Annotated in this window: 14 protein-coding genes; 8 read left to right on the top strand and 6 right to left on the bottom strand. The window is 61.4% G+C overall.

All coding sequences use genetic code 11. The features are described 5' to 3' along the window. Positions 1-12 precede the first annotated feature (12 nt). Together GM658_RS02225 and GM658_RS02220 are read right to left on the bottom strand one after the other, a co-directional pair. Positions 13-375 carry a DUF8785 domain-containing protein gene (locus tag GM658_RS02225; protein ID WP_155452367.1) on the bottom strand — a complete coding sequence of 121 codons (363 nt, stop codon included), beginning with the start codon at positions 373-375 and terminating at the stop codon, positions 13-15. Beyond that, the gene (locus GM658_RS02220; protein ID WP_155452366.1) at positions 372-1,397 is read right to left on the bottom strand and encodes a DUF475 domain-containing protein; all 1,026 of its coding nucleotides are present in this window, start codon (positions 1,395-1,397) and stop codon (positions 372-374) included. Before GM658_RS02220 ends, GM658_RS02225 begins: the two co-directional genes overlap by 4 nt. Positions 1,398-1,465: 68 nt before the next feature. Here GM658_RS02220 and GM658_RS02215 point away from each other — a divergent pair, with 68 nt between their 5' ends. The 5 genes from GM658_RS02215 to GM658_RS02195 all read left to right on the top strand — a co-directional run bounded on the left by GM658_RS02215 (position 1,466) and on the right by GM658_RS02195 (position 11,447). Next, entirely contained in the window at positions 1,466-1,885 is a 420-nt protein-coding gene (locus GM658_RS02215) for a divergent PAP2 family protein (RefSeq protein ID WP_155452365.1), read from the top strand. Positions 1,886-2,099: 214 nt separating this feature from the next. Further along, on the top strand, positions 2,100-3,284 hold the full coding sequence (locus tag GM658_RS02210; RefSeq protein ID WP_155452364.1) for an efflux RND transporter periplasmic adaptor subunit: 1,185 nt from the start codon (positions 2,100-2,102) through the stop codon (positions 3,282-3,284). Positions 3,285-3,308: 24 nt separating this feature from the next. Then, on the top strand, positions 3,309-6,518 hold the full coding sequence (locus tag GM658_RS02205) for an efflux RND transporter permease subunit (RefSeq protein ID WP_155452363.1): 3,210 nt from the start codon (positions 3,309-3,311) through the stop codon (positions 6,516-6,518). A 71-nt stretch (positions 6,519-6,589) separates the two neighbouring features. After that, positions 6,590-9,799, top strand: coding sequence for an efflux RND transporter permease subunit (locus GM658_RS02200; protein WP_155452362.1), 3,210 nt, complete (start codon positions 6,590-6,592; stop codon positions 9,797-9,799). A gap of 232 nt (positions 9,800-10,031) precedes the next feature. After that, a complete protein-coding gene (locus GM658_RS02195) occupies positions 10,032-11,447 on the top strand; it encodes an OmpP1/FadL family transporter (protein WP_229416712.1) in 1,416 nt (471 codons plus the stop codon). Positions 11,448-11,503: 56 nt separating this feature from the next. Here the strand turns inward: GM658_RS02195 and GM658_RS02190 are convergent, their stop codons facing one another. Further along, positions 11,504-12,442 carry an acetoacetate decarboxylase (ADC) gene (locus GM658_RS02190; protein ID WP_211841797.1) on the bottom strand — a complete coding sequence of 313 codons (939 nt, stop codon included), beginning with the start codon at positions 12,440-12,442 and terminating at the stop codon, positions 11,504-11,506. After that, positions 12,439-13,662, bottom strand: a complete 1,224-nt coding sequence (locus GM658_RS02185; protein WP_155452360.1) for an NADH:flavin oxidoreductase/NADH oxidase family protein — start codon at positions 13,660-13,662, stop codon at positions 12,439-12,441. The genes GM658_RS02190 and GM658_RS02185 overlap by 4 nt, the downstream gene beginning before the upstream one ends. A gap of 129 nt (positions 13,663-13,791) precedes the next feature. Here GM658_RS02185 and GM658_RS02180 point away from each other — a divergent pair, with 129 nt between their 5' ends. Continuing rightward, a complete protein-coding gene (locus tag GM658_RS02180; RefSeq protein WP_308612778.1) occupies positions 13,792-14,205 on the top strand; it encodes a MerR family transcriptional regulator in 414 nt (137 codons plus the stop codon). Positions 14,206-14,323: 118 nt separating this feature from the next. Next, positions 14,324-16,330 (top strand): beta-sandwich domain-containing protein, encoded by a 2,007-nt coding sequence (locus GM658_RS02175; protein WP_155452359.1) that lies wholly within the window; start codon positions 14,324-14,326, stop codon positions 16,328-16,330. Here GM658_RS02175 and GM658_RS02170 read toward each other — a convergent pair. Continuing rightward, complete coding sequence (locus tag GM658_RS02170; RefSeq protein WP_155452358.1) at positions 16,327-17,025, bottom strand: SDR family oxidoreductase; 699 nt, start codon at positions 17,023-17,025, stop codon at positions 16,327-16,329. The two genes, GM658_RS02175 and GM658_RS02170, sit on opposite strands and share 4 nt — an antisense overlap. A 161-nt stretch (positions 17,026-17,186) precedes the next feature. On the opposite strand from GM658_RS02170, the gene GM658_RS02165 reads away from it, so the two are divergent. Beyond that, on the top strand, positions 17,187-19,487 hold the full coding sequence (locus tag GM658_RS02165) for an isoamylase (protein WP_155452357.1): 2,301 nt from the start codon (positions 17,187-17,189) through the stop codon (positions 19,485-19,487). A gap of 4 nt (positions 19,488-19,491) precedes the next feature. Here the strand turns inward: GM658_RS02165 and GM658_RS02160 are convergent, their stop codons facing one another. Next, positions 19,492-19,815: a hypothetical protein gene (locus GM658_RS02160; protein ID WP_155452356.1), complete on the bottom strand. Its 324-nt coding sequence runs from the start codon at positions 19,813-19,815 to the stop codon at positions 19,492-19,494. Positions 19,816-19,820 lie beyond the last annotated feature (5 nt).

Here is a 19,820-nt window from a genome sequence, read left to right as displayed (position 1 = left end):
GAGGTTACCGGTTTAAGGCTGAACGTCCACCGAGGTAACAAAATACTGCGTATCTCCAAAGCACGAAGTCGGCACACCCTTATGCTGCGCATAATGCAGCACTACGCGCTTGCCCGCAGCCGAGGCAATCTGCCCCGCAACCGCTTCATCACGTACCGTAAATTCGAACTTTTCCGGGATCATCCCTGGCAACGGCGTGAGCAAAATCTCCCCCTCCCAGGTCTTGCAAATCCACCCGCGCTTGGAAAACTTCTGCAAGTACCCAGCGCGTTCCCCCTCCGAATACGAATAGCTCAACGCCAGCCACACATACGCCGCAAACAGCAGCGCCACGGCAGCCAGCAGGCCGCCGCCAATCACCAGCACACGTCTCATTCAGACTCCAGTTTCTTATATTTGAGGGAAGACCACAGCGAAACACCAATAAACGCCACCCCGGACAAGCCAGTGACCCACTCCGGAATGTGATACTTCACGCTGGCAAACATGATCAGGGCCAGGATGCCGATCGCATAATGTGCCCCATGTTCCAGGTAAATGAATTCGTCCAGCGTGCCTTTGTGCACCAGGTAGACCGTCAGCGAACGCACGTACATGGCGCCGATGGCCAGGCCCAGCATGATGATCACCACGTCGCTGGTGATGGCAAAGGCGCCGATTACGCCGTCGAAGGAGAAAGATGCATCCAGCACTTCGAGGTAGAGGAAACCGCCAATCGAGCCGCCGGCAACAGCTTTGCCCACTTCGCCATGGCCTTCTTCTTCCAGCAGGCTGCTGATCCAGCCCACGCCCACGTAAATCGCGATGCCGATCACCCCGGAGTAGAGCACGCTGTAGCGCTTGGCCTCCGGCACCATCTGCACGCACAGCACCACGCTTACCAGGGCCAGCAGCACGGCCAGGCTTTCCGTGCCGTATTTGCCCACTTTTTCCTCAAACCAGTGGATCCAGTGCACGTCCTTTTCTTCATCGAACAGGAAATTCAGGAAGACCAGCAGCAGGAAGGCGCCGCCAAAGGCTGCCACTTCCTCGTGCACGCCCATCAGGTGACGCGAGTATTCCTGGGGTGTCTTGAGCGCCATATCCCAGACCGCAAGCATGTCCAGTCCGGTTGCTGCAGCGACAATGGCCAGTGGAAATACCAGCCGCATGCCGAACACGGCCACCAGGATACCCACGGTCAGGAACAGCTTTTGCCAGTAATCGTTCCAGGTCTTCAGGACCGAGGCGTTGACCACCGCATTATCAAACGAGAGCGACACTTCCATGACGCCCAGAATGCCGGTAATTAAGAGTGCGTTCATCGCCGCCGCCGGGCCGCCATGGCCGTAACCCCACCAGGCTGCCAGCCCCATCAGGACGAATGTGGCAATAAACGATATCCTGAAATACTTCATCTTTTGCTTGCTATTAATATTGTTAGTGCGCCGATTATAATGGTGGATTGCCCCTTAGGACGCTATAAATGGATCTCGCTTACCTTGTGACGCCGCTTTTGACCTGGATTACTGTCGGTCCGATCAAATTCCTGATTAATAGTATCAAAGCCCGCAAATGGGCCTTCAACCTGGTCGGGAATGGCGGTTTCCCGTCCAACCACAGCGCTGTGGTGTCCAGCATGGCCACCCTGATCGCGCTGCGCGAGGGTATCGGCCATCCGGCTTTCGGCGTCGCGGTCACGCTCTGCTTTATCGTTATCATCGATGCCAACAGCCTGCGCCAGCACGTCGGCCGGCAGGCGGCGGCCATCAACCGCCTGGCCAAGGATGCCACGGACCACAAATGGCTGCGCGAACGGATGGGTCACACCGTGATCGAGATTTGCGGCGGCCTGCTCACCGGCATAGCCATCGGCCACCTCGTTTTCGCGCTCTTCCCGCGTTGAATACTCCGGGGATTGATTCACAAATGAATCAATCCCTTTCTCTCTAATATTCACCTTTTTTGCGGTTTATCCGCGAATCCTGCAGTCCAGCCATGAAATCCCGCATTCTGGCCCAGGTGAATTGACACTCCCCCTCTCTAATTAGATACTTTTGCACGCTGCAGAAGTATGCATTCAATATTCAAATAAGCCGTCCACCAAACTGGAGATTCACATGTTGCGTAAAACCCTATTAGCTGTTGCCGTTGCTTCTGCCCTGGTCGCCTGCGGTAAATCCGACAAGGCGCCGGAAGCCGGCAAGGCCAGCGCTTCGGCCACTGCCGATGCGAAAGGCAAGGGCGATGACAAGAAGCTGGCAACGCTGCAAGTTGCGTCCGAAGATCTGGTGACGGTGGAAAGCAATGCCCTCTCGTCCGGCCCGGTGATCACCGGCTCCATCGAACCAGAGCGCAAGGCCGATATGCGCGCTGAAGTGGGCGCCGTCGTGATGCAGGTGCTGAAAGAGAACGGCGAGGCGGTGAAGAAGGGCGACCTGCTGGTGCGCCTGGACGACACTTCCCTGCGCGATGCGCTGAATTCGGCACAGGAAGCGGTGCGCGCCTCCAGCCAGTCCCTGGATGCGGCCGAGCGCGTGCTGACCCGCCAGAAGACCCTGAAATCGTCCGGCATGGTGTCCTCGCAGGTGCTGGAAGACGCTGAAATCCGCCGCAATAACGCCCAGTCCGACCTGTCGGCCGCCAAGGCACGCCTGGTCGCTGCCAACCAGCAGCTGACCCGCACCCTGGTGCGCGCGCCGTTCGACGGCATCGTCTCCGAGCGCAAGGTCTCGGCCGGCGACACCGCGCAGATCGGCAAGGAACTGGTGAAAGTAATCGACCCTGCCTCGATGCGCTTTGAAGGCCGCGTTTCCGCCGACTCGGTGGGCGTGGTAAAAGTGGGGCAGGGCGTGGTGTTCGCCATCAACGGCTACCCTGGCCAGAACTTCCTGGGCAAGGTCAAGCGCGTCGATCCGGCCGCCAACCCGGTGACCCGCCAGGTGGAAGTGCTGGTCAACTTCGCCGACACGAACCTGCCGCGCGTCGCCGGCCTGTTCGCCGAAGGCCGCATCGAAGCGGAAACCACTTCGGCGCTGATGGTGCCGGAATCGGCCTTGGTCAAGCAGGGCGACACCACCTACGTGTGGAAGATCAAGGACAAGCAGCTGGCCAAGGCCACCCTGCAAATGGGCGCGCGCGATGCGCGCAGCGGCAATTGGCAGGTGCAGACCGGCCTGGCCAAGGGCGACCTGGTGATGCGCACCCCGGCTTCCGGCTTCCGCGACGGCCAGAAAGTGGAAATGCAGGTGGCCAAGACCATGGCTTCGGCCTCCGTGCCTGCTGATGCAAGCAAGGGTAATTAAAAGGTAACCACAGGAAGTCGAACCATGTTCCTTTCAAATTTCAGTATCAAGCGCCCAGTCGCCATGATCGTGCTGATCGTGGCGATGATGGCCATGGGCCTGCTGGCCCTGTCCAAGCTGCGCGTGAACCAGAATCCGGACGTTGAGATCCCGCTGCTGATCGTCAACATCCCATATCCTGGCGCCTCGCCCGAGACGGTCGAGCGCGAAGTGGTCAACCGCCTGGAAAAATCGCTGCAAGCGATCGAAGGCGTGACCGACCTGTACTCGACTTCGCGCGAGGGCAGCGCCACCATCGAAATGCGCTTCACGTTCAAGAAGAACCTGATCGAAGCGTCCGACGAGGTGCGCAACGCTATCGCCTCGGTACGCTACAAGCTGCCGACCGAGATGCGCGAACCGATGATCCAGCGCATCGACACGTCGGAAGACCCGATCATGCAGATGTCGCTGTCGTCCAAGACGCAATCGCACGCCGTGCTGTCGCGCCTGGCCGAAGACAAGCTGGCCGACCGCTACCGCGCGCTGGACGGCGTAGCCGTGGTCAACGTCAACGGTTCGCTGCGCCGCGAGCTGTCGGTGCTGCTGCGCGCCGACAAGCTGCGTGAGCACAATGTCTCGGTGGCCGAGGTGGCGCAGGCGCTGCGCATGCAAAACACCAATGCACCGGTGGGCAAGGTGCGCGGCGACCTGGAAGAAAAGGCGATCCGCCTGGTGGGCCGTATCGAGCGTCCGGAAGAATTCAAGGACGTGGTGGTCAAGCGCAATGGCGACCAGCTGGTGCGCCTGGGCCAGGTGGCGACCATCGAGGACGGCTTTGCCGAAATCAATAACGTCAGCCTGCGTTCCGGCAAGCCGAACGTGGGCCTGGCCGTGATCCGTGCGCGTGATGCCTCCACCGTGTCGGTGGCCAAGGCCGTGCGCAAGCTGACCGAAGAAATCAATGCTGAATTCAAGGCCGAAGGCAACGGCACTTCGCTGGAAGTGACCCGCGACGGCGGCGAAGATGCGCAGGATTCCCTGAACAACGTGATCGAAGCCCTGGTATTCGGCGCCGTGCTGACCATCTTCGTGGTGTACGCCTTCCTGAATTCCTGGCGCTCCACCCTGATCACCGCGCTGTCGCTGCCGACTTCCGTGGTGGCGGCGTTTATCGCGGTCTGGCTGTGCGGCTTCACGCTGAACTTCATGACCCTGCTCGGCCTGTCGCTGGCGATCGGCGTGCTGATCGACGACGCCATCGTGGTGCGGGAAAACATCGTGCGCCATATGCAGAACGGCTCCGACCGCCGTACCGCAGCGCTGAACGGTACCGCCGAAATCGGCCTGGCCGTCGCCGCGACCACCTTCTCCATCATGGCGGTGTTCATCCCGGTCGCCTTCATGGGCGGCATGCCGGGCGAATGGTTCCGTCCATTCGCGCTGACCGTGACCTGCTCGGTGGCCGTGTCGCTGTTCATTTCCTTCACCCTGGATCCGATGCTGTCGGCCTACTGGGGCGATCCGCCGGACCACCACACCGCGCCGAAGAAAGGCCTGGGCAAGGTGCTGGACAAGTTCAACCACTGGTTCGACCACCAGGCCGACCGTTACGGCAAGGTGATCGCCTGGGCCTTGCATCACCGCCGCTGGATGGGCGTGATTGCGGTGCTGACTTTCGTTGGCGCGCTGGCCCTGCAGTTCACCGTGGGCGGCTCGAGCTTCCTGCCGAAAGTGGACTTCGGCACCATCGCCATCGACGTGCGCACACCGTCTTCCTCCAGCCTGGATTACACCAAGACCAAGATGGACAAGGCTGCGCAAATCGCCCACACCATTAAAGAGGTGAAAGCGACCAGCACCTACGTCAACCTGTCGGGCGGCCGTATCTGGGTCGACATCGGCAAGCGCAAGGAGCGCAAACGCGATGCCACCGAAATCGCCATTGAGCTGCGCCAGAAGCTGGCCGGGCTGGTAGGCGGCGAATTCGTGGTGCTGGAAGACATCAACAACGGCGCCCGCAAGCCGGTGCAGATCGACTTCGTCGGCCCGGATTCGCGCAAGCTGATGGAGATCACCAACCAGTACATGGAGAAGCTGCGCCAGGTCAAGGGTGCGGTCGACGTCGGCCTGTCCGAGCAGGATCCGAAGGACGAGCTGCAGATTGAACTGAACCGAGGCCTGGCCAACTCGATGGGCATTTCGGCCGGCGATGCGGCGACTTCTCTGCGCGTGGCCTTTGCCGGTATCGAAGTGGGCGACTGGGTCGACCCGACCGGCGAAACCCGCGACGTGGCCGTGCGCCTGCACCCGGCCGACCGGGTCAGCCCTGAAAATATCGAGCGCCTGCCGATCGCCGTCAGCGGCACCAACCAGATGGTGCCGCTGGACCAGATCGCGACCATCACCATGGGCAAGGGCCCGGCTTCCATCCGCCACAAGAACAATAAGCGCATGGTGTCGGTGTCGGCGAACGTCGAGGGCCGCTCGAACGGTGAAGTGATCGAGGAAGCGCGCAAGCTGGCCGCTGCCATGGATTATCCGCCGGGCTTCGGCATGGACGTGGGCGGTTCCGGCAAAGACCAGAAGGAAGTGTTCGGCGCCATGGGTATCGCCCTGGTGTCCGGCATCGGCCTGATGTACCTGGTGCTGGTGATGCAGTTCGGCTCCTTCACGGCGCCGGGCGCGGTGATGCTGTCGCTGCCGCTGTCCCTGATCGGCGTGGTGGTGGGCCTGCTGCTGACCGGCGGCACGCTCAACCTGATGAGCTTTATCGGGGTGATCATGCTGATGGGCCTGGTGGCCAAGAACGCCATCCTGCTGCTGGACGCGGCGCGCAAGCGCGAGGAAGAGGGCTATGGCCGCGAGGACGCGCTGATGCATGCCGGCCGCATGCGCCTGCGCCCGATCCTGATGACGACCTTCGCCCTGATCGCCGGCATGATGCCGGTGGCCATCGGCATGGGCGATGGCGGCGAGTTCTATCGCCCGATGGCGGTGGCCATCATCGGCGGCACCATCACCTCCACCATGCTGACGCTGCTGGTTGTGCCGACGTTCTACGACAGCATCGAGATCACCAAGGACAGCATGATCGCCAAGTTCCACGCGCGTTCCGAACGCTGGAATACGGCCGTGGCCTTCCTGATGACCTTTGTGGAAGCGATCCTGGCGCTGACCTTCGTGCGCCTGGTGTATCGCCTGCTGAAGAAACTGTTCGTCCTGGCGGGCCGCCGCCAGGCTGCGGCGGCGTAAAGCGCGTCAAGCTGCGCAAGGAAGGGCCTTCGGGCCCTTTTTTTTGAATCGTGAGTTAAGGAAAATGCAAGATGTTCCTGTCGAATTTTAGTGTCCGGCGCCCGGTTGCGACGATCGTCCTGATCATCGCGATGATGGCGATGGGTTTGCTGGCCCTGTCCAAGCTGCGCGTGAACCGCGAGCCTGACGTCGAACTGCCGATGTTGTTCATCAACATCCCGTATCCAGGCGCCTCGCCGGAAACGGTGGAGCGCGAAGTGGTCAACCGGCTCGAGAAGTCGCTTCAGGCAATCGAAGGCGTGGACGACCTGTTCTCCAATTCGAGCGAGAGCATGGCGACCTTCCAGATCCGCTTCAGCTTCCACAAGAACCTGATCGAAGCGTCGGACGAGGTGCGCAATGCCATTGCCGCGGTGCGCTACAAGCTGCCGACGGAGATGCGTGAGCCGATGATCCAGCGGGTCGACACCGCCGCCCAGCCTGTGATGCAGCTGGCGCTGTCGTCGAAGACACTGTCGCACGCCGCCATTTCGCGCCTGGCCGAAGACAAGCTGGCCGACCGCTTCCGCGCGCTGGACGGTGTTTCGGTGGTCAACGTCAATGGTTCGCTGCGACGCGAACTGTCGGTGCTGCTGCGCGCCGAAAAACTGCGTGAATACAATGTATCGGTGGCCGAAGTCACTAACGCGCTGCATATGCAGAACACCAATGCCCCGGTGGGCAAGGTGCGCGGCAACCTGGAGGAAAAGGCGATCCGCCTGGTGGGCCGCATCGAGCGTCCGGAAGAATTCGCGGATGTGGTGGTCAAGCGCGATGGCGAACGGCTGGTACGCCTGGGGCAGGTGGCCCAGATCGAGGACGGCTTCGCCGAAATTAACAATGTCAGCCTGCATAGCGGCAAGCCGAACGTGGCCTTGCACATTATCCGGGCGCGCGACGCTTCCGCCGTCTCGGTCGGCAAGCAGGTGCGCAAGCTGACCGAGGAGATCAACAAGGAGCTGTCCGACAGCGGTACCACGCTGGACATCACGGAAGACGGCGGCAAGGAAGCACAGGATTCGCTGGACAATGTGATTGACGCGCTGGTGTTCGGCGCCGTGCTGACCATCTTCGTGGTGTACGCCTTCCTGAACTCCTGGCGTTCTACCCTGATCACCGCGCTGTCGCTGCCGACGTCGGTGCTGGCCGCCTTCATCGCTGTCTGGCTGTGCGGCTTCACGCTGAACTTCATGACCCTGCTCGGCCTGTCGCTGGCGATCGGCGTGCTGATCGACGACGCCATCGTGGTGCGGGAAAACATCGTGCGCCATATGCAGAACGGCTCCGACCGGCGCACCGCGGCCCTGAACGGCACGGCGGAAATCGGCCTGGCGGTGGCCGCCACCACCTTCTCCATCATGGCGGTGTTCATCCCGGTCGCCTTCATGCCGGGCCTGGCCGGTGAATGGTTCCGTCCATTCGCCCTGACGGTGACCTGCTCGGTGGCCGTGTCGCTGTTCATTTCCTTCACGCTGGACCCGATGCTGTCGGCCTTCTGGGGCGACCCGCCGGATCACCACACGGCGCCGAAGAAGGGCATCGGCAAGGTGCTGGACAAGTTCAACCACTGGTTCGACCACCAGGCGGCGCGCTACGGCAAAGTGATTGCCTGGGCGCTGGACCATCGCCGTTCGATGGCGGCGATTGCGCTGGCCAGCTTTGTCGCGGCCATCGCGCTGCAGGTGACCGTGGGCGGCACCAGCTTCATGCCCAAGCAGGACCATGGCGCCTTGCGGGTTGACGTGCGCACGCCGTCTTCTTCCAGCCTGGCATACACGCGCGGCAAGATGGAAAAAGTATCCGCGATCGCCATGGGCATCAAGGAAGTGAAGTCGACCGAGGTGTACATCAACCAGGCCAGCGGCAATATCTGGGTCGATATCGGCGAGCGCCGTGAGCGCAAGCGTAGCGCTACCGAGATCGGCTCCGAGCTACGCCAGAAACTGGCCGGCATGGTGGGCGGCGAATTCACGGTGATCGACGACTTTGGCGGCGGCGGTGGCGGCAAGGCGGTGCAGATCGACTTTGTCGGCCCGGATTCGCGCAGGCTGATGGACATCACCAACGACTTCATGGCCAAGCTGCGCCAGGTGCCGGGCGCGGTGGATGTCGGCCTGTCCGAGCAGGATCCGAAGGACGAGCTGCAAATTGAACTGAACCGCGGCCTGGCCAACTCGATGGGCATTTCGGCCGGCGATGCCGCGTCGTCCTTGCGCGTTGCGTTTGCCGGCGTGGAAGTGGGTGACTGGGTTGACCCGACCGGCGAGGCGCGCGATGTTGCCGTGCGCCTGCATCCGGACGACCGCCTGAGCCTGGAGCATATCGAGCGCCTGCCGATCAAAGTGGCCGGCAGCAACCAGATGGTTCCGCTCGACCAGATCGCCAAGGTCACCATGGGCAAGGGCCCGGCCGGCATCCGCCACAAGAATGGCTTGCGCACCATCGCCGTCACCGCCAATGTGGAGGGGCGTGCGGCGGGCGAAGTGCTGGCCGACGCCATGAAAATCGCCAAGAACATCGATTATCCGCCGGGCTTTGGCCAGGGCGTGGGCGGCGCCAGCAAGAACCAGGGTGAAATCTTCTCCGCCATGGGTATTGGCCTGCTGTCGGGCATCGGCCTGATGTACCTGGTGCTGGTGATGCAGTTCGGCTCCTTCACGGCGCCGGGCGGCGTCATGCTGTCCTTGCCGCTGTCGCTGATCGGCGTGGTGGTCGGCCTGATCGTCACCGGCGGCACCCTCAACCTGATGAGCCTGATCGGCGTCATCATGCTGATGGGGCTGGTGGCCAAAAACGCCATCCTGCTGCTGGACGCGGCGCGCAAGCGTGAGCAGGAGGGCGCCAGCCGCCACCAGGCCCTGATCGAGGCCGGCCAGACCCGCCTGCGGCCTATCCTGATGACCACTTTCGCCCTGATCGCCGGCATGATGCCGGTGGCGATCGGCATGGGCAACGGCGGCGAGTTCTACCGCCCGATGGCCGTGGCCATTATTGGCGGCACGCTGACCTCGACGCTGCTGACCCTGCTGGTCGTGCCGACCTTCTACGACAGCATCGAGATCACCAAGGACAGCATGATCGCCAAGTTCCACCGCCGCGATGAGCGCTGGGGCGCGGCCCTGGCCTTCCTGATGACTTTCCTCGAGGCAATCCTGGCCCTGGTCTTCGTACGCCTGGTATTCCGCCTGCTGATGAAAGCGGTGGGCCTGGTGAACGGTCGCCGCGCGCCAAAGATGGCTTGATATTTATCAATTAACTTGTTGGAAAAAGGGTCAGTCGACCCTTTTTCATTAAACAATTCGCAATTGAAAAGCACTCTCGTGCGCTTTTAGTGTAGACTGCCATGCCTTTGCGTACTTTCTACATCGCAAGGTTACTTAAAAGTTAATAAATCAATAACTAACAAAGCTGAGACCTACTTTGAACCCAAAATACCTCTCCTTGATGATTGCTGCAGCCCTGTCCGCAGCCGCAATGAACGCTAATGCATCCGGTTACCGCTTTGGTTCCCAGTCCGTGTCCGGCCAGGGCACCGCGGATGCCAACTCCGCCGAAGCCGCTGACGCTTCCACCATTTTCGCTAACCCAGCCGGCCTGACCCGCCTGGATGGCATCCAGTTCACCGGCGGCATCACCGGCGTGATCCCGCATTCCAAGTACACCGACCACGGCTCGACCAACTTCGTCGGCAAGCCAACCGGCGGCGTGACCGAGACCGACGACTTCGCACCGAAAGCCGTTGCCGCTCCTAACCTGTACGCTTCCGCCAAGCTGAACGACCAGTGGGCAGTTGGCCTGGGCATGTTCGTGCCATACGGCGCCAAGCTGGACTACGACAACAACTGGGCCGGCCGCTACGCGCTGACCAAGATCGACCTGAAGTCGGCCACCTTCAACCCAACGGTTGCCTTCAAGCTGAACGAACAGCACTCCTTCGGCTTCGGTATCGACGCTGAATACATGAAGGCCGAACTGGGCCAGGCTGTTGACGTGCCAGGTTCGATCTACGCACTGTCCACCAACCCAGCACTGGCCGCCAACAGCGCCGCGCTGCAACAGGCGATGGCAATGGCGATGATCAAGGCCGGCGCCAATCCAGCGACCGTTGCCGCGACCCTGAAAGCGACCCTGGCTGCCGCCAAAGACGGCCACGCCACCATGGACGGCAAGGATTGGGGCGTTGGCTTCAACCTGGGCTACATGTTCAACTACAGCCAGGACACCCGTTTCGGTTTCTCCTACCGTTCGTCGATCCACCACAAGCTGAAGGGCGGCGCGAACTGGGACTTCTCCCAAGTGACCACCGACGCTTCGGTCAACGCGATCCTGCAACAGTCCTCGCGCAAGAAGAATTCGCCAGCGCTGGTTGACCTGCGTACCCCGGAAACCCTGTCGGTGAACGTGTTCTCGCAGATCGATCCTAAACTGGCTCTGATGGGCGACGTGACCTACACCCGCCACAGCCGCCTGAAAGACCTGAACATCCAGTTCGTCGGCACCGGCGAAGGCGATGAAGTGATCAGCCAGCAGTGGGACAATTCGATCCGCGCTTCGCTGGGCATGAACTACAAGCTGGACGAGGCATGGATGCTGCGCGCCGGTGTCGCCATCGACACCACCCCAGTGCCGAACGAATCCAAGCGCCACGCAGCGCTGCCGGATTCGGACCGCTACCAGTTCTCCCTGGGCGCAAACTGGAAGCTGTCGGCCAACTCGTCGATCGACCTGGCCTACACCTTCATGCACTTCGACGACGCCAACAGCACCTACAAAAACAACTGCTCGCCGCTGGCGCCAGCCGGCACCTGCACCGGCAACGGCGAAACCACCGTTGGCACCTGGAAGACCCGTATGCACCTGCTGGGCCTGGCCTACAACTACAAGTTCTAAGCCTCTTCCGGCCTGAACGCGAAACCGGCGCCCTGCGTGAGGAGGGGCCGGTTTTTTTATTTGAGCAGGGTTGGGGCGTACAGCGCGCTCTGGAATTCGGGCACGTATTCGTATTTCATCATCCGGCCCAGTTTCAGCGAGCGAATATAGCCGGACAGCTCGCCCTGGCCAAGGTTCAGCGTGGCCGATGCGGCGTCGCTGCTGGTGGCATGCGAGAGCTGGCGCGACGTCGCATAACCATGGGTCAGGCGGCCTTGCCGGTCGATGTTGGTGAAGCTGTTGGTCACCATCTCGATCTCGCGGGACGGCTCCTTCAGCTTTTTCCCTTCAAAACTGATCTCGCTGCCGATTCGGTATGTCACGGAAAGTGGCGATTCACTGCGTTCGATGCTGGTCAGCCACTTGGGCAGGTTGTAGCCGACTACGCCGCGCACCCTCGCCAGTTCGGTATTCACAGGCAGCTTCAGTACGTAGCCCCAGAAGTCTTTCGACATCGATTGCCAAATCAGTGTGAAGGGGCCGAAGCTGGTTGCGCCGGGCTTGGTGGTAATGACCGAGAGCGCGACTTCGTTGTAGCTGTCGTTGTCGCAGTATTCGTAGGTATAGGCGGTCAGGGCGACCAGGCCGCGGCCGGGCCAGACCTGTAGCGGCTGTACCGCCTCCAGGACTTTTTCGGGCATCAATTCATTCAGGCGCGCCAGGTCGGCAGTGAAGACTGCGGTGATCCGGCTATTCTTATAGTAGAAGTTGGGCGACCAGGATTCGAAGCCGATGTCGAGCTTTTCCTTTTTCAGGGTCTTGAACCAGCTCAGGTCCAGTTCCGGCGCTTCGGCCCCGATCACGGATAGCGGAGGATTGGAGCGATAGCGGTCATACAGCCCGCCCTCGACCACCGGGACTGGATTGCCCGCGATATCGATGGTCTTGCCAGCTGCCCAGGAAGGGAGGGTGAGGCTGGCCAGCAGCAGGCCGGTGCTGAGTTTTTGAAGGGTCATGCCTGGATCCATTTGCGGTATTTGAAATTCCGGATCGCGGTGTCCAGCTGCTGCTGCAACAACGCGAAGACAGGTGCTACGTCAGGATTGGCGCGCTTGCCGCGGCTCAGGCGGCGCAACTGGTGCTTCACCATCGCCATATAAGCCAGCGACGCCAGCACCTTGTTCTTGAAGCTGACAGCGCGCAGCAGGGGCGCATGTGCCCGGTCATTGCGCCAGGTGTTGGGCAGTTGAGGATCAAGCGCCAGGGCCGTGCCAATGCCGGCCATATCAATGCCGCTGCCGAGCACTTGCTCAACCACCGCGTAGCGGCGGATGCCGCCGGTGACCATGACTGGCATGCGCGCGACGGCACGGATATCCTTGGCGAATTCCAGGAAGTAGGCTTCGCGCGCGAGTGTGCGGCCATCGCGCGCTTCGCCCTGCATGGCGGGCGCTTCGTAGCTGCCGCCTGACAGTTCAAGCATGTCGACGCCGAGCGGATTGAGCATTTCGACCACGCGCTTGGCGTCATCGGTGCTGAAGCCGCCGCGCTGGAAGTCGGCTGAATTCAGTTTGACTGCGACCGAGAAGCCACTGCCCACCGCTGCGCGGACGTCCTTGACGATATCCGTCAACAGGCGGGCGCGGTTCTCAATCGTGCCGCCCCATTGGTCTTCGCGCCTATTGGTGATGGGCGAGAGGAATTGGCTGAGCAAGTAGCCGTGTGCAGCATGGATCTGCACGCCGTTGAAACCGAACTTTTCCGCCAGCTGCGCTGCCTTGACGAAGTTCGCTTTGACTTCGGCGATATCTGCTTCCGTCATGGCGCGCGGGGCGGAGAACTGTTTTGAAAAACTCCCCAGGTCCATCGCTACTGCGGATGGCGCGATGGTTTCCTGGTCCAGAGCTGCTGGCATCTGGCGGCCAGGGTGATTGAGCTGCATCCAGATATGGGCGCCATGCGCACGTGCCGCCGCCGCCCATTTTTCAAAGCGGGCGCTGTGCAGCCCGGAATCCAGCACCACGCCACCGGGCCCTGTCATGGCGCGGCGGTCAATCATCACGTTGCCGGTGATGAGCAGCCCGGCACCGCCTTCGGCCCAGGCGCGGTACAGGCGGAGCAGGTGTTCGGATGGCGCGTGGTCCTTGTCCGCCATGTTTTCCTCCATGGCGGCTTTGGCAATTCGGTTGGGGATGATTGCGCCATTGGGCAAGGCCAGCGGGGTGAAAGGATTCATTTTTGCGATCCATCGGTGGTTGCGATGACTACACCTTAGGATTAAAGCTAACTTGAAGGTCAAGGTTTATTTTTCCGGCTTGACCTTCAAGTTGGCTTTAAGCTTATAGTGGTGGTTCGAGGGAGGCGCATGATGAAAATTGGGGAATTGGCTAAACAGACAGGCCTGGCCGCGTCGGCGATCCGCTTTTACGAGTCGAAAGGGCTGCTCAAAGTCGGGAGCCGGCAGTCGAACGGCTATCGCGAATATCCCGAAGATGCCGTGACCATCCTGCGGGTCATTACGGATGCCCAGCATGCCGGCTTTTCGCTTGAAGAAATCAGTCAGCTGCTGCCGGATGATGCTTCATCGTGGAAGCATGATGAGCTGATCGCCGCCCTGCGCAAGAAAATCGCCGACATCGAAGCGCTGGAGGAGCGTCTGGCGCGCAGCAAGGCGGAGCTGAAATCGCTGGTCCACTTGATCGACTCGAAGCCTGCCGGCGTTGACTGCAAGGAGAACGCAGAGCGTGTCATGGCGTCGATGGCCGCCCGGAAGCGCTAGTTTAGTAAAACAGGACTAAATGAGGCCCTAAACTTCGAAGTTTGTTGATACTCCCTTGCTCGCTTTATACATTGAGCCAACCGGCATATAGCCGGGCACAATAATAGGGAGACAACACATGGATACAAACGGATGCATGAAGGTCGTGCACAGGGCGCTATCGCTACTGGCTTTGTGCGGCTTTGCTGGATCGGCGGCTTGGGCTGCGACGGGATATAACGGTGTCTATGGCGGCGGCCCAATGTACAAGCACGTCGCCAGCAATATTTCGGAGATCAAGAATTCCGGCTTCACCGAAGTCATTGTATGGAGCGTGCAGGTCACCGCCGCCGGCGACTTGAACTTCAATGGCGAATTTCCGCTGACCTCGGGCGGCGTCTACGTCGGCAACAATACCTGGCCCAACTTTGCCGCCGACCTGGCGACGATGAAGCAGGGCACTGCCAAGCGCATCACGTTCAGTGTCGGATCGTCGAACGCGAACCCGAGCGACTTCGATCACGTCAAATCGCTCGTGCAAAGCCAAGGCACGGGCAGCAGCAGCATCCTTTATAAGTCCTTCCTCGCGCTGAAGCAGGCGATTCCTTCGCTGGACGCCATCGATTTCGATGACGAGAGCACTTACGACTCGGCCTCCATGAGCCAGTTCGCCGTGATGCTTGGTAACCTTGGCTACAAGGTCACCATGTCGCCGTACACCAATTCGGCCTTCTGGACCTCGGTGGTGTCGAACATCAATACGCAGTTGCCGGGCACAGTCGACGGCGTGCACCTGCAGGCCTATTCCGGCGGGGCCGGGAACAGTCCATGCTCGGGCTGGAACTTTGGCAGCGTGCCGGTCTTCCCGGGTTTGTGGGATTCGAATTATACGCCGCCGACCCTGCAGACCAAGATGGCGGGCTGGAAGAGCCAGTGCGGCATCACGGGCGGCTTCCTCTGGCTGTACGACGACATCGCAGGCAAGACCTATAACGGCCAGAATTCGGCGCAGGCCTATGCGACAGCGATCAACAACGCGCTCGGCATCGATCCTTATCCGCCGGGCGCTTATGATGTCCAGGCCATCTCCACCGACGGCACGGCCATTACCAACGGCGGCATCGACGGCAGCGGCTATGCCTATTCTTCCAACCTGCTCGGTTCCTCGGTCACCTGGAACGGCAATGCCTTCGCACTCGGCGCCGCGAACACGCTTGATGCCTGGTACAACACGACGGTTGGCCTGCCTGCCGGGCAGTACAACACGTTCAGCATTCTCGCCACCGGCCTGCAGGGCAACCAGGTGTCGCAGACCTTTGTCGTGAACTACTCCGATGGCACGAGCACGACGATCAGCCAAAGCATGAGCGACTGGTTCAGCCCCCAGAACTATGCAGGTGAATCGAAAGCGGTCACGATGGCTTACCGCAACGGCCCGACCGGCGCCAAGGACAACCGCACCTTCTACCTGTACGGCTACTCGTTCGCGATCAACAGCGCCAAGACCGTCACCAGCGTTACGCTGCCAAGCAACCGCAACGTCGTGGTGCTGGCCGGTGTGTTGAGCAACACCGCTGCGCCGCCGCCAGGAACGCCTGTCAGCCTGTCGACCGTGTTCTCGCGCGGCGGCGTGTACACCGACGGCACGAAGTTCGGTAGCTGCTCATTGACCTGCACGGGCGGCGGGCTGGATAACGGCGGCTATGCCTTCTCGTCCAACCTGCTGGGTTCTTCGACCACGCTGAATGGCGTCAAGTACAACTACGGCACGGCCAATGCGAATAACGCCGTCAGTGCTACGGGCCAGACGCTGCAGCTGCCGGCCGGCCAATACGCGTCGCTGCGCATGATGGCGACGGCAGTTGGCGGCAACCAGACCTCGCAAGCGTTCAAGGTGAATTACACGGACGGCACCTCGACGACTTTTACGCAGAGCATGAGCGACTGGTTCACGCCGCAAAGCTATGCCGGGGAACTGGACGCCGTGCCGATGAGCTATCGCGATACGAACAATGGTGGCCGCGATAGCCGCACTTTCCATTTGTACAACTACACGTTTGCGCTGAATTCGGCCAAGAACGTCCAGAACGTCGTCTTCCCGAACAATGCCAATGTCGAAGTGCTGGCAATGACCCTGGTGCCCTAGTTCTTCAGCTTCCAGCCGCCATCGCAGTCCAGGATGGCGCCCGTCACGAAGGTATTCGACGTGACAAGCATGATCGCGCTGGCCAGGTCTTCTGGCTGGCCGATCCGTCCCACGGCGACTTCGCTCGCAAGTTTTTCAAATAGTTCTGCCTTGGCCGCCTCCGGTACGCGCGACCACCAGGGTGTATCCACGACGCCCGGCACAACGGCATTCACCCGCGTAGGGCGAAGCTCGGAAGCCAGGATCGGCACCATCGCTTCCAGCGCGGCATTGATGGCGGCCAGGCCCGCCGTCCCCGGCTTCATCGCGCGCGAAGAAATGGCGCCGACAAAGGTGATCGAGCCGCCTGGCCTGATGGTTTGCAGCGCAGCCTGGGCGCAGGCAATTTGCGGCCAGAACTTGCCTTCGAATCCCTTGCGCAAATCGTTCATATCCAGTTCGCGAAAATTTCCCGCGCCGGAAGAACCGGATACGCAAAGCACCAGGTGATCGAATTCGCCGTGCTCCCTGAAGAAGTGCCGGACCGCCTCCGGGTCTCCAGCGTCCAGTTGTGCCGTGGCGGCGCCCACCGACTCCGCGTCGCCGAACTTGGCCGGATCGCGGCCGACAGCAATGACTGAATGCCCGGCGGCGGCGGCCATCTTCGCCGTCGCCAATCCAATGCCCGAGGTGCCGCCAACAATGATGTATCGCATGCTCGCTCCCAGATGGTTTATTTGGCAAGTGTATCAGCCTGGGATTTGTAGTGGAATTACATCAGTTGAATCGGATTGCGATTGAGTAAACCTCAGCTAAGGAGCAGAATCGATTCGCTACCAAGTAGCATAAGTACATAAATCAAAAAAGGGAGACATACATGAAAGTTCGCCGTGCCCTCGGGGTGGCGATGCTGGGCTGCGCCTTGTTCGGCAGCCCGCTTGCCCACGCCGCCATCAATGCCAGCAGCCTTGGCGCCGCCTATGACGCCACCAAATCGAGCATCAACTTCAAGGTGTATTCCAGCCGCGCGACCCGCATCGACCTTTACCTGTACAGCGCCGCCACCGGCCAGCAGGAGAAGGCCAGCCTGCCGATGACCCTGGGCAGCGGCGGCGTCTGGAGCCTGAATGTCACCAGTACCCAGCTGGCCAGCTATGGCATCACCGGCACGGTGTACTACGGCTACCGCGCCTGGGGACCCAACTGGCCGTTCAGCCCTACATGGACCAAGGGATCGGCGGCGGGCTTGATTACCGACGTCGACGCCAACGGCAACCGCTTCAACCCGAACAAGCTGCTGACCGATCCGTACGCGCTGGAGATCAGCCACGACCCGACCACCGCCACCATGAGCAACGGCACGATCTACGCCAGCGGGTCCCTGTACCGCAACATCGACAGCGGCAGCAGCGCGCCGAAGGGGATTGTGCTGCAAGGCGACACGCAGTCGATCGGTACCAAGCCGACGCGTGCCTTCAAAGACGACATCGTGTACGAAGCCCATGTGCGCGGCCTGACCAAAAATGACAGCAGCATCACGGCTGCCTATCGCGGTACCTACAAGGGGGCTGGCCTGAAAGCGCCATATCTGGCCAGCCTGGGCGTGACCGCAGTCGAATTCCTGCCGGTGCAGGAAACCCAGAACGACACCAACGACGCCGATCCGAATTCCGATACGGGCGACAACTACTGGGGCTACATGACCCTGAACTACTTCTCGCCCGACCGCCACTACAGCTACGACCAGACGGCTGGCGGCCCGACCCGCGAGTTCAAGGAAATGGTCAAAGCCTTCCACGACAACGGCATCAAGGTCTACATCGACGTGGTGTACAACCACACCGGCGAAGGCGGCCAGTGGAATGCCGGCGACAAGACCACCTACAACATCTACGGCATGCGCGGCCTGGATAATCCGACCTATTACTCGCTGACCAGCGATTACCAGTACCCATGGGACAACACTGGCGTCGGCGGCAACTACAACACCCGCAATACGGTGGCGCAGAACCTGATCGTCGACTCGCTGGCCTACTGGCGCGACAAGCTGGGCGTCGACGGCTTCCGCTATGACCTGGCTTCGGTGCTGGGCAACACCTGCCAGCACGGCTGCTACAACTTCGACAAAATGGACAGCGGCAATGCGCTGAACCGCATCGTGGCGGAGCTGCCGCCACGGCCTGCGGGCGGTGGCAGCGGCGTTGAGCACATCGCGGAGCCGTGGGCGATTGGCGGCAATTCCTACCAGGTGGGCGGCTTCCCGACCGGCTGGGCGGAATGGAACGGCATGTACCGCGACGTGATCCGCCAGCACCAGAACAAGATGGGGCAGGTGAGCGTCACGCCGGGCACGCTGGCAAGCCGCCTGGCCGGTTCCAGCGACCTGTATGGCGACGATGGCCGCAAGCCGTGGCACTCCGTTGACTTCATCACTGCCCACGACGGCTTTACGCTGAAGGACCTATACAGCTGCAATTCGAAGAACAACAGCCAGGCTTGGCCTTACGGTCCGAGCGATGGCGGTGAAGACAATAACAACAGCTGGGACCAGGGTGGCGTGGCGAGCGACCAGCGCAAGGCTGCGCGCAACGGCATGGCGCTGATGCTGCTGTCCGGCGGCGTGCCGATGATGGTAGGCGGCGACGAAGCGCTGCGCAGCATCAACTGCAACAACAATCCCTACAACCTTGACTCCACTGCGACTTGGCAGAGCTGGAGCTGGGGCTCCGACCAGTCCAACTTCCAGTCCTTCACCAAGGGCCTGGTGGCGTTCCGTAAAGCCCACCCCGCGCTGCGTCCCGCGAACTTCTATGCATCGACGGATGGCAACGGCAACGTGATGGAACAACTGCGCTGGTTCAAGCCCGATGGCACAGTCGCCGACAGCACTTACTTCAATGACGGCAACAACCATGCGCTGGCATGGCGCATCGACGGCAGCGAATTTGGTGATTCCGCGTCCGCCATCTACGTTGCCTACAATGGCTGGAGCGGCAGCGTGAACTTCACGCTGCCATGGCCGGGCAATGGCAAGAGCTGGTACCGCGTCACCGACACCTGCACCTGGGCTGAAGGTGCGGGCCAGGTCCGCACTCCCGGCGCCGAAGACTTCATCGGCGGCGAGAACTACGTGTACGGCGTCTGCGGCCGAGGCGTGCTGCTTCTGATCGCCAAGTAGGCCGCTACGTGCCCGGCTGCTTGCCGCTGGCCGGCGGCGAGGAGCCGGGCGTTGTTGCAGGGCCGTTGGCAGGCGCGGCGCCGCCGCTGGGCACCGCCGGCGCCGTGCCTTGCGTAGCGGGGTGATTGCCACTGTCGGAGGGACTGGCCCCTGTTGCGGGCAGGCTGGGTTGCTCGGTGCCGGTGCCGCCGGTATCGGGCGTCGCTTTGGTCGCCACGCCGGTGGGTGGATTGGCCGGGCTTTCGGCATTGTGCTTGCTGCAGGCTGGTAATGCCGCAGCCAGCAGGACGCCCATCGTCAGGGCGCCCGCATGGCGGAATATCTGCATGTGGA

This window comes from Massilia eburnea (assembly GCF_009720745.1).
GTDB classification, from domain to species: domain Bacteria; phylum Pseudomonadota; class Gammaproteobacteria; order Burkholderiales; family Burkholderiaceae_D; genus Rugamonas; species Rugamonas eburnea.
This window is presented reverse-complemented; position numbering and strand designations above follow the sequence as displayed.

What these genes read in the sequence shown, in the direction of transcription:
- GM658_RS02215 (WP_155452365.1), top strand. Translation starts at nt 1,466, where the DNA reads ATGGATCTCGCTTACCTTGTGACGCCGCTTTTGACCTGGATTACTGTC.
- GM658_RS02210 (WP_155452364.1), top strand. Translation starts at nt 2,100, where the DNA reads ATGTTGCGTAAAACCCTATTAGCTGTTGCCGTTGCTTCTGCCCTGGTC.
- GM658_RS02200 (WP_155452362.1), top strand. Translation starts at nt 6,590, where the DNA reads ATGTTCCTGTCGAATTTTAGTGTCCGGCGCCCGGTTGCGACGATCGTC.
- GM658_RS02165 (WP_155452357.1), top strand. Translation starts at nt 17,187, where the DNA reads ATGAAAGTTCGCCGTGCCCTCGGGGTGGCGATGCTGGGCTGCGCCTTG.
- GM658_RS02220 (WP_155452366.1), bottom strand. Translation starts at nt 1,397, where the DNA reads ATGAAGTATTTCAGGATATCGTTTATTGCCACATTCGTCCTGATGGGG.
- GM658_RS02190 (WP_211841797.1), bottom strand. Translation starts at nt 12,442, where the DNA reads ATGACCCTTCAAAAACTCAGCACCGGCCTGCTGCTGGCCAGCCTCACC.
- GM658_RS02160 (WP_155452356.1), bottom strand. Translation starts at nt 19,815, where the DNA reads ATGCAGATATTCCGCCATGCGGGCGCCCTGACGATGGGCGTCCTGCTG.
- GM658_RS02180 (WP_308612778.1), top strand. Translation starts at nt 13,792, where the DNA reads ATGATGAAAATTGGGGAATTGGCTAAACAGACAGGCCTGGCCGCGTCG.
- GM658_RS02175 (WP_155452359.1), top strand. Translation starts at nt 14,324, where the DNA reads ATGGATACAAACGGATGCATGAAGGTCGTGCACAGGGCGCTATCGCTA.
- GM658_RS02225 (WP_155452367.1), bottom strand. Translation starts at nt 375, where the DNA reads ATGAGACGTGTGCTGGTGATTGGCGGCGGCCTGCTGGCTGCCGTGGCG.
- GM658_RS02205 (WP_155452363.1), top strand. Translation starts at nt 3,309, where the DNA reads ATGTTCCTTTCAAATTTCAGTATCAAGCGCCCAGTCGCCATGATCGTG.
- GM658_RS02185 (WP_155452360.1), bottom strand. Translation starts at nt 13,662, where the DNA reads ATGAATCCTTTCACCCCGCTGGCCTTGCCCAATGGCGCAATCATCCCC.
- GM658_RS02195 (WP_229416712.1), top strand. Translation starts at nt 10,032, where the DNA reads ATGAACGCTAATGCATCCGGTTACCGCTTTGGTTCCCAGTCCGTGTCC.
- GM658_RS02170 (WP_155452358.1), bottom strand. Translation starts at nt 17,025, where the DNA reads ATGCGATACATCATTGTTGGCGGCACCTCGGGCATTGGATTGGCGACG.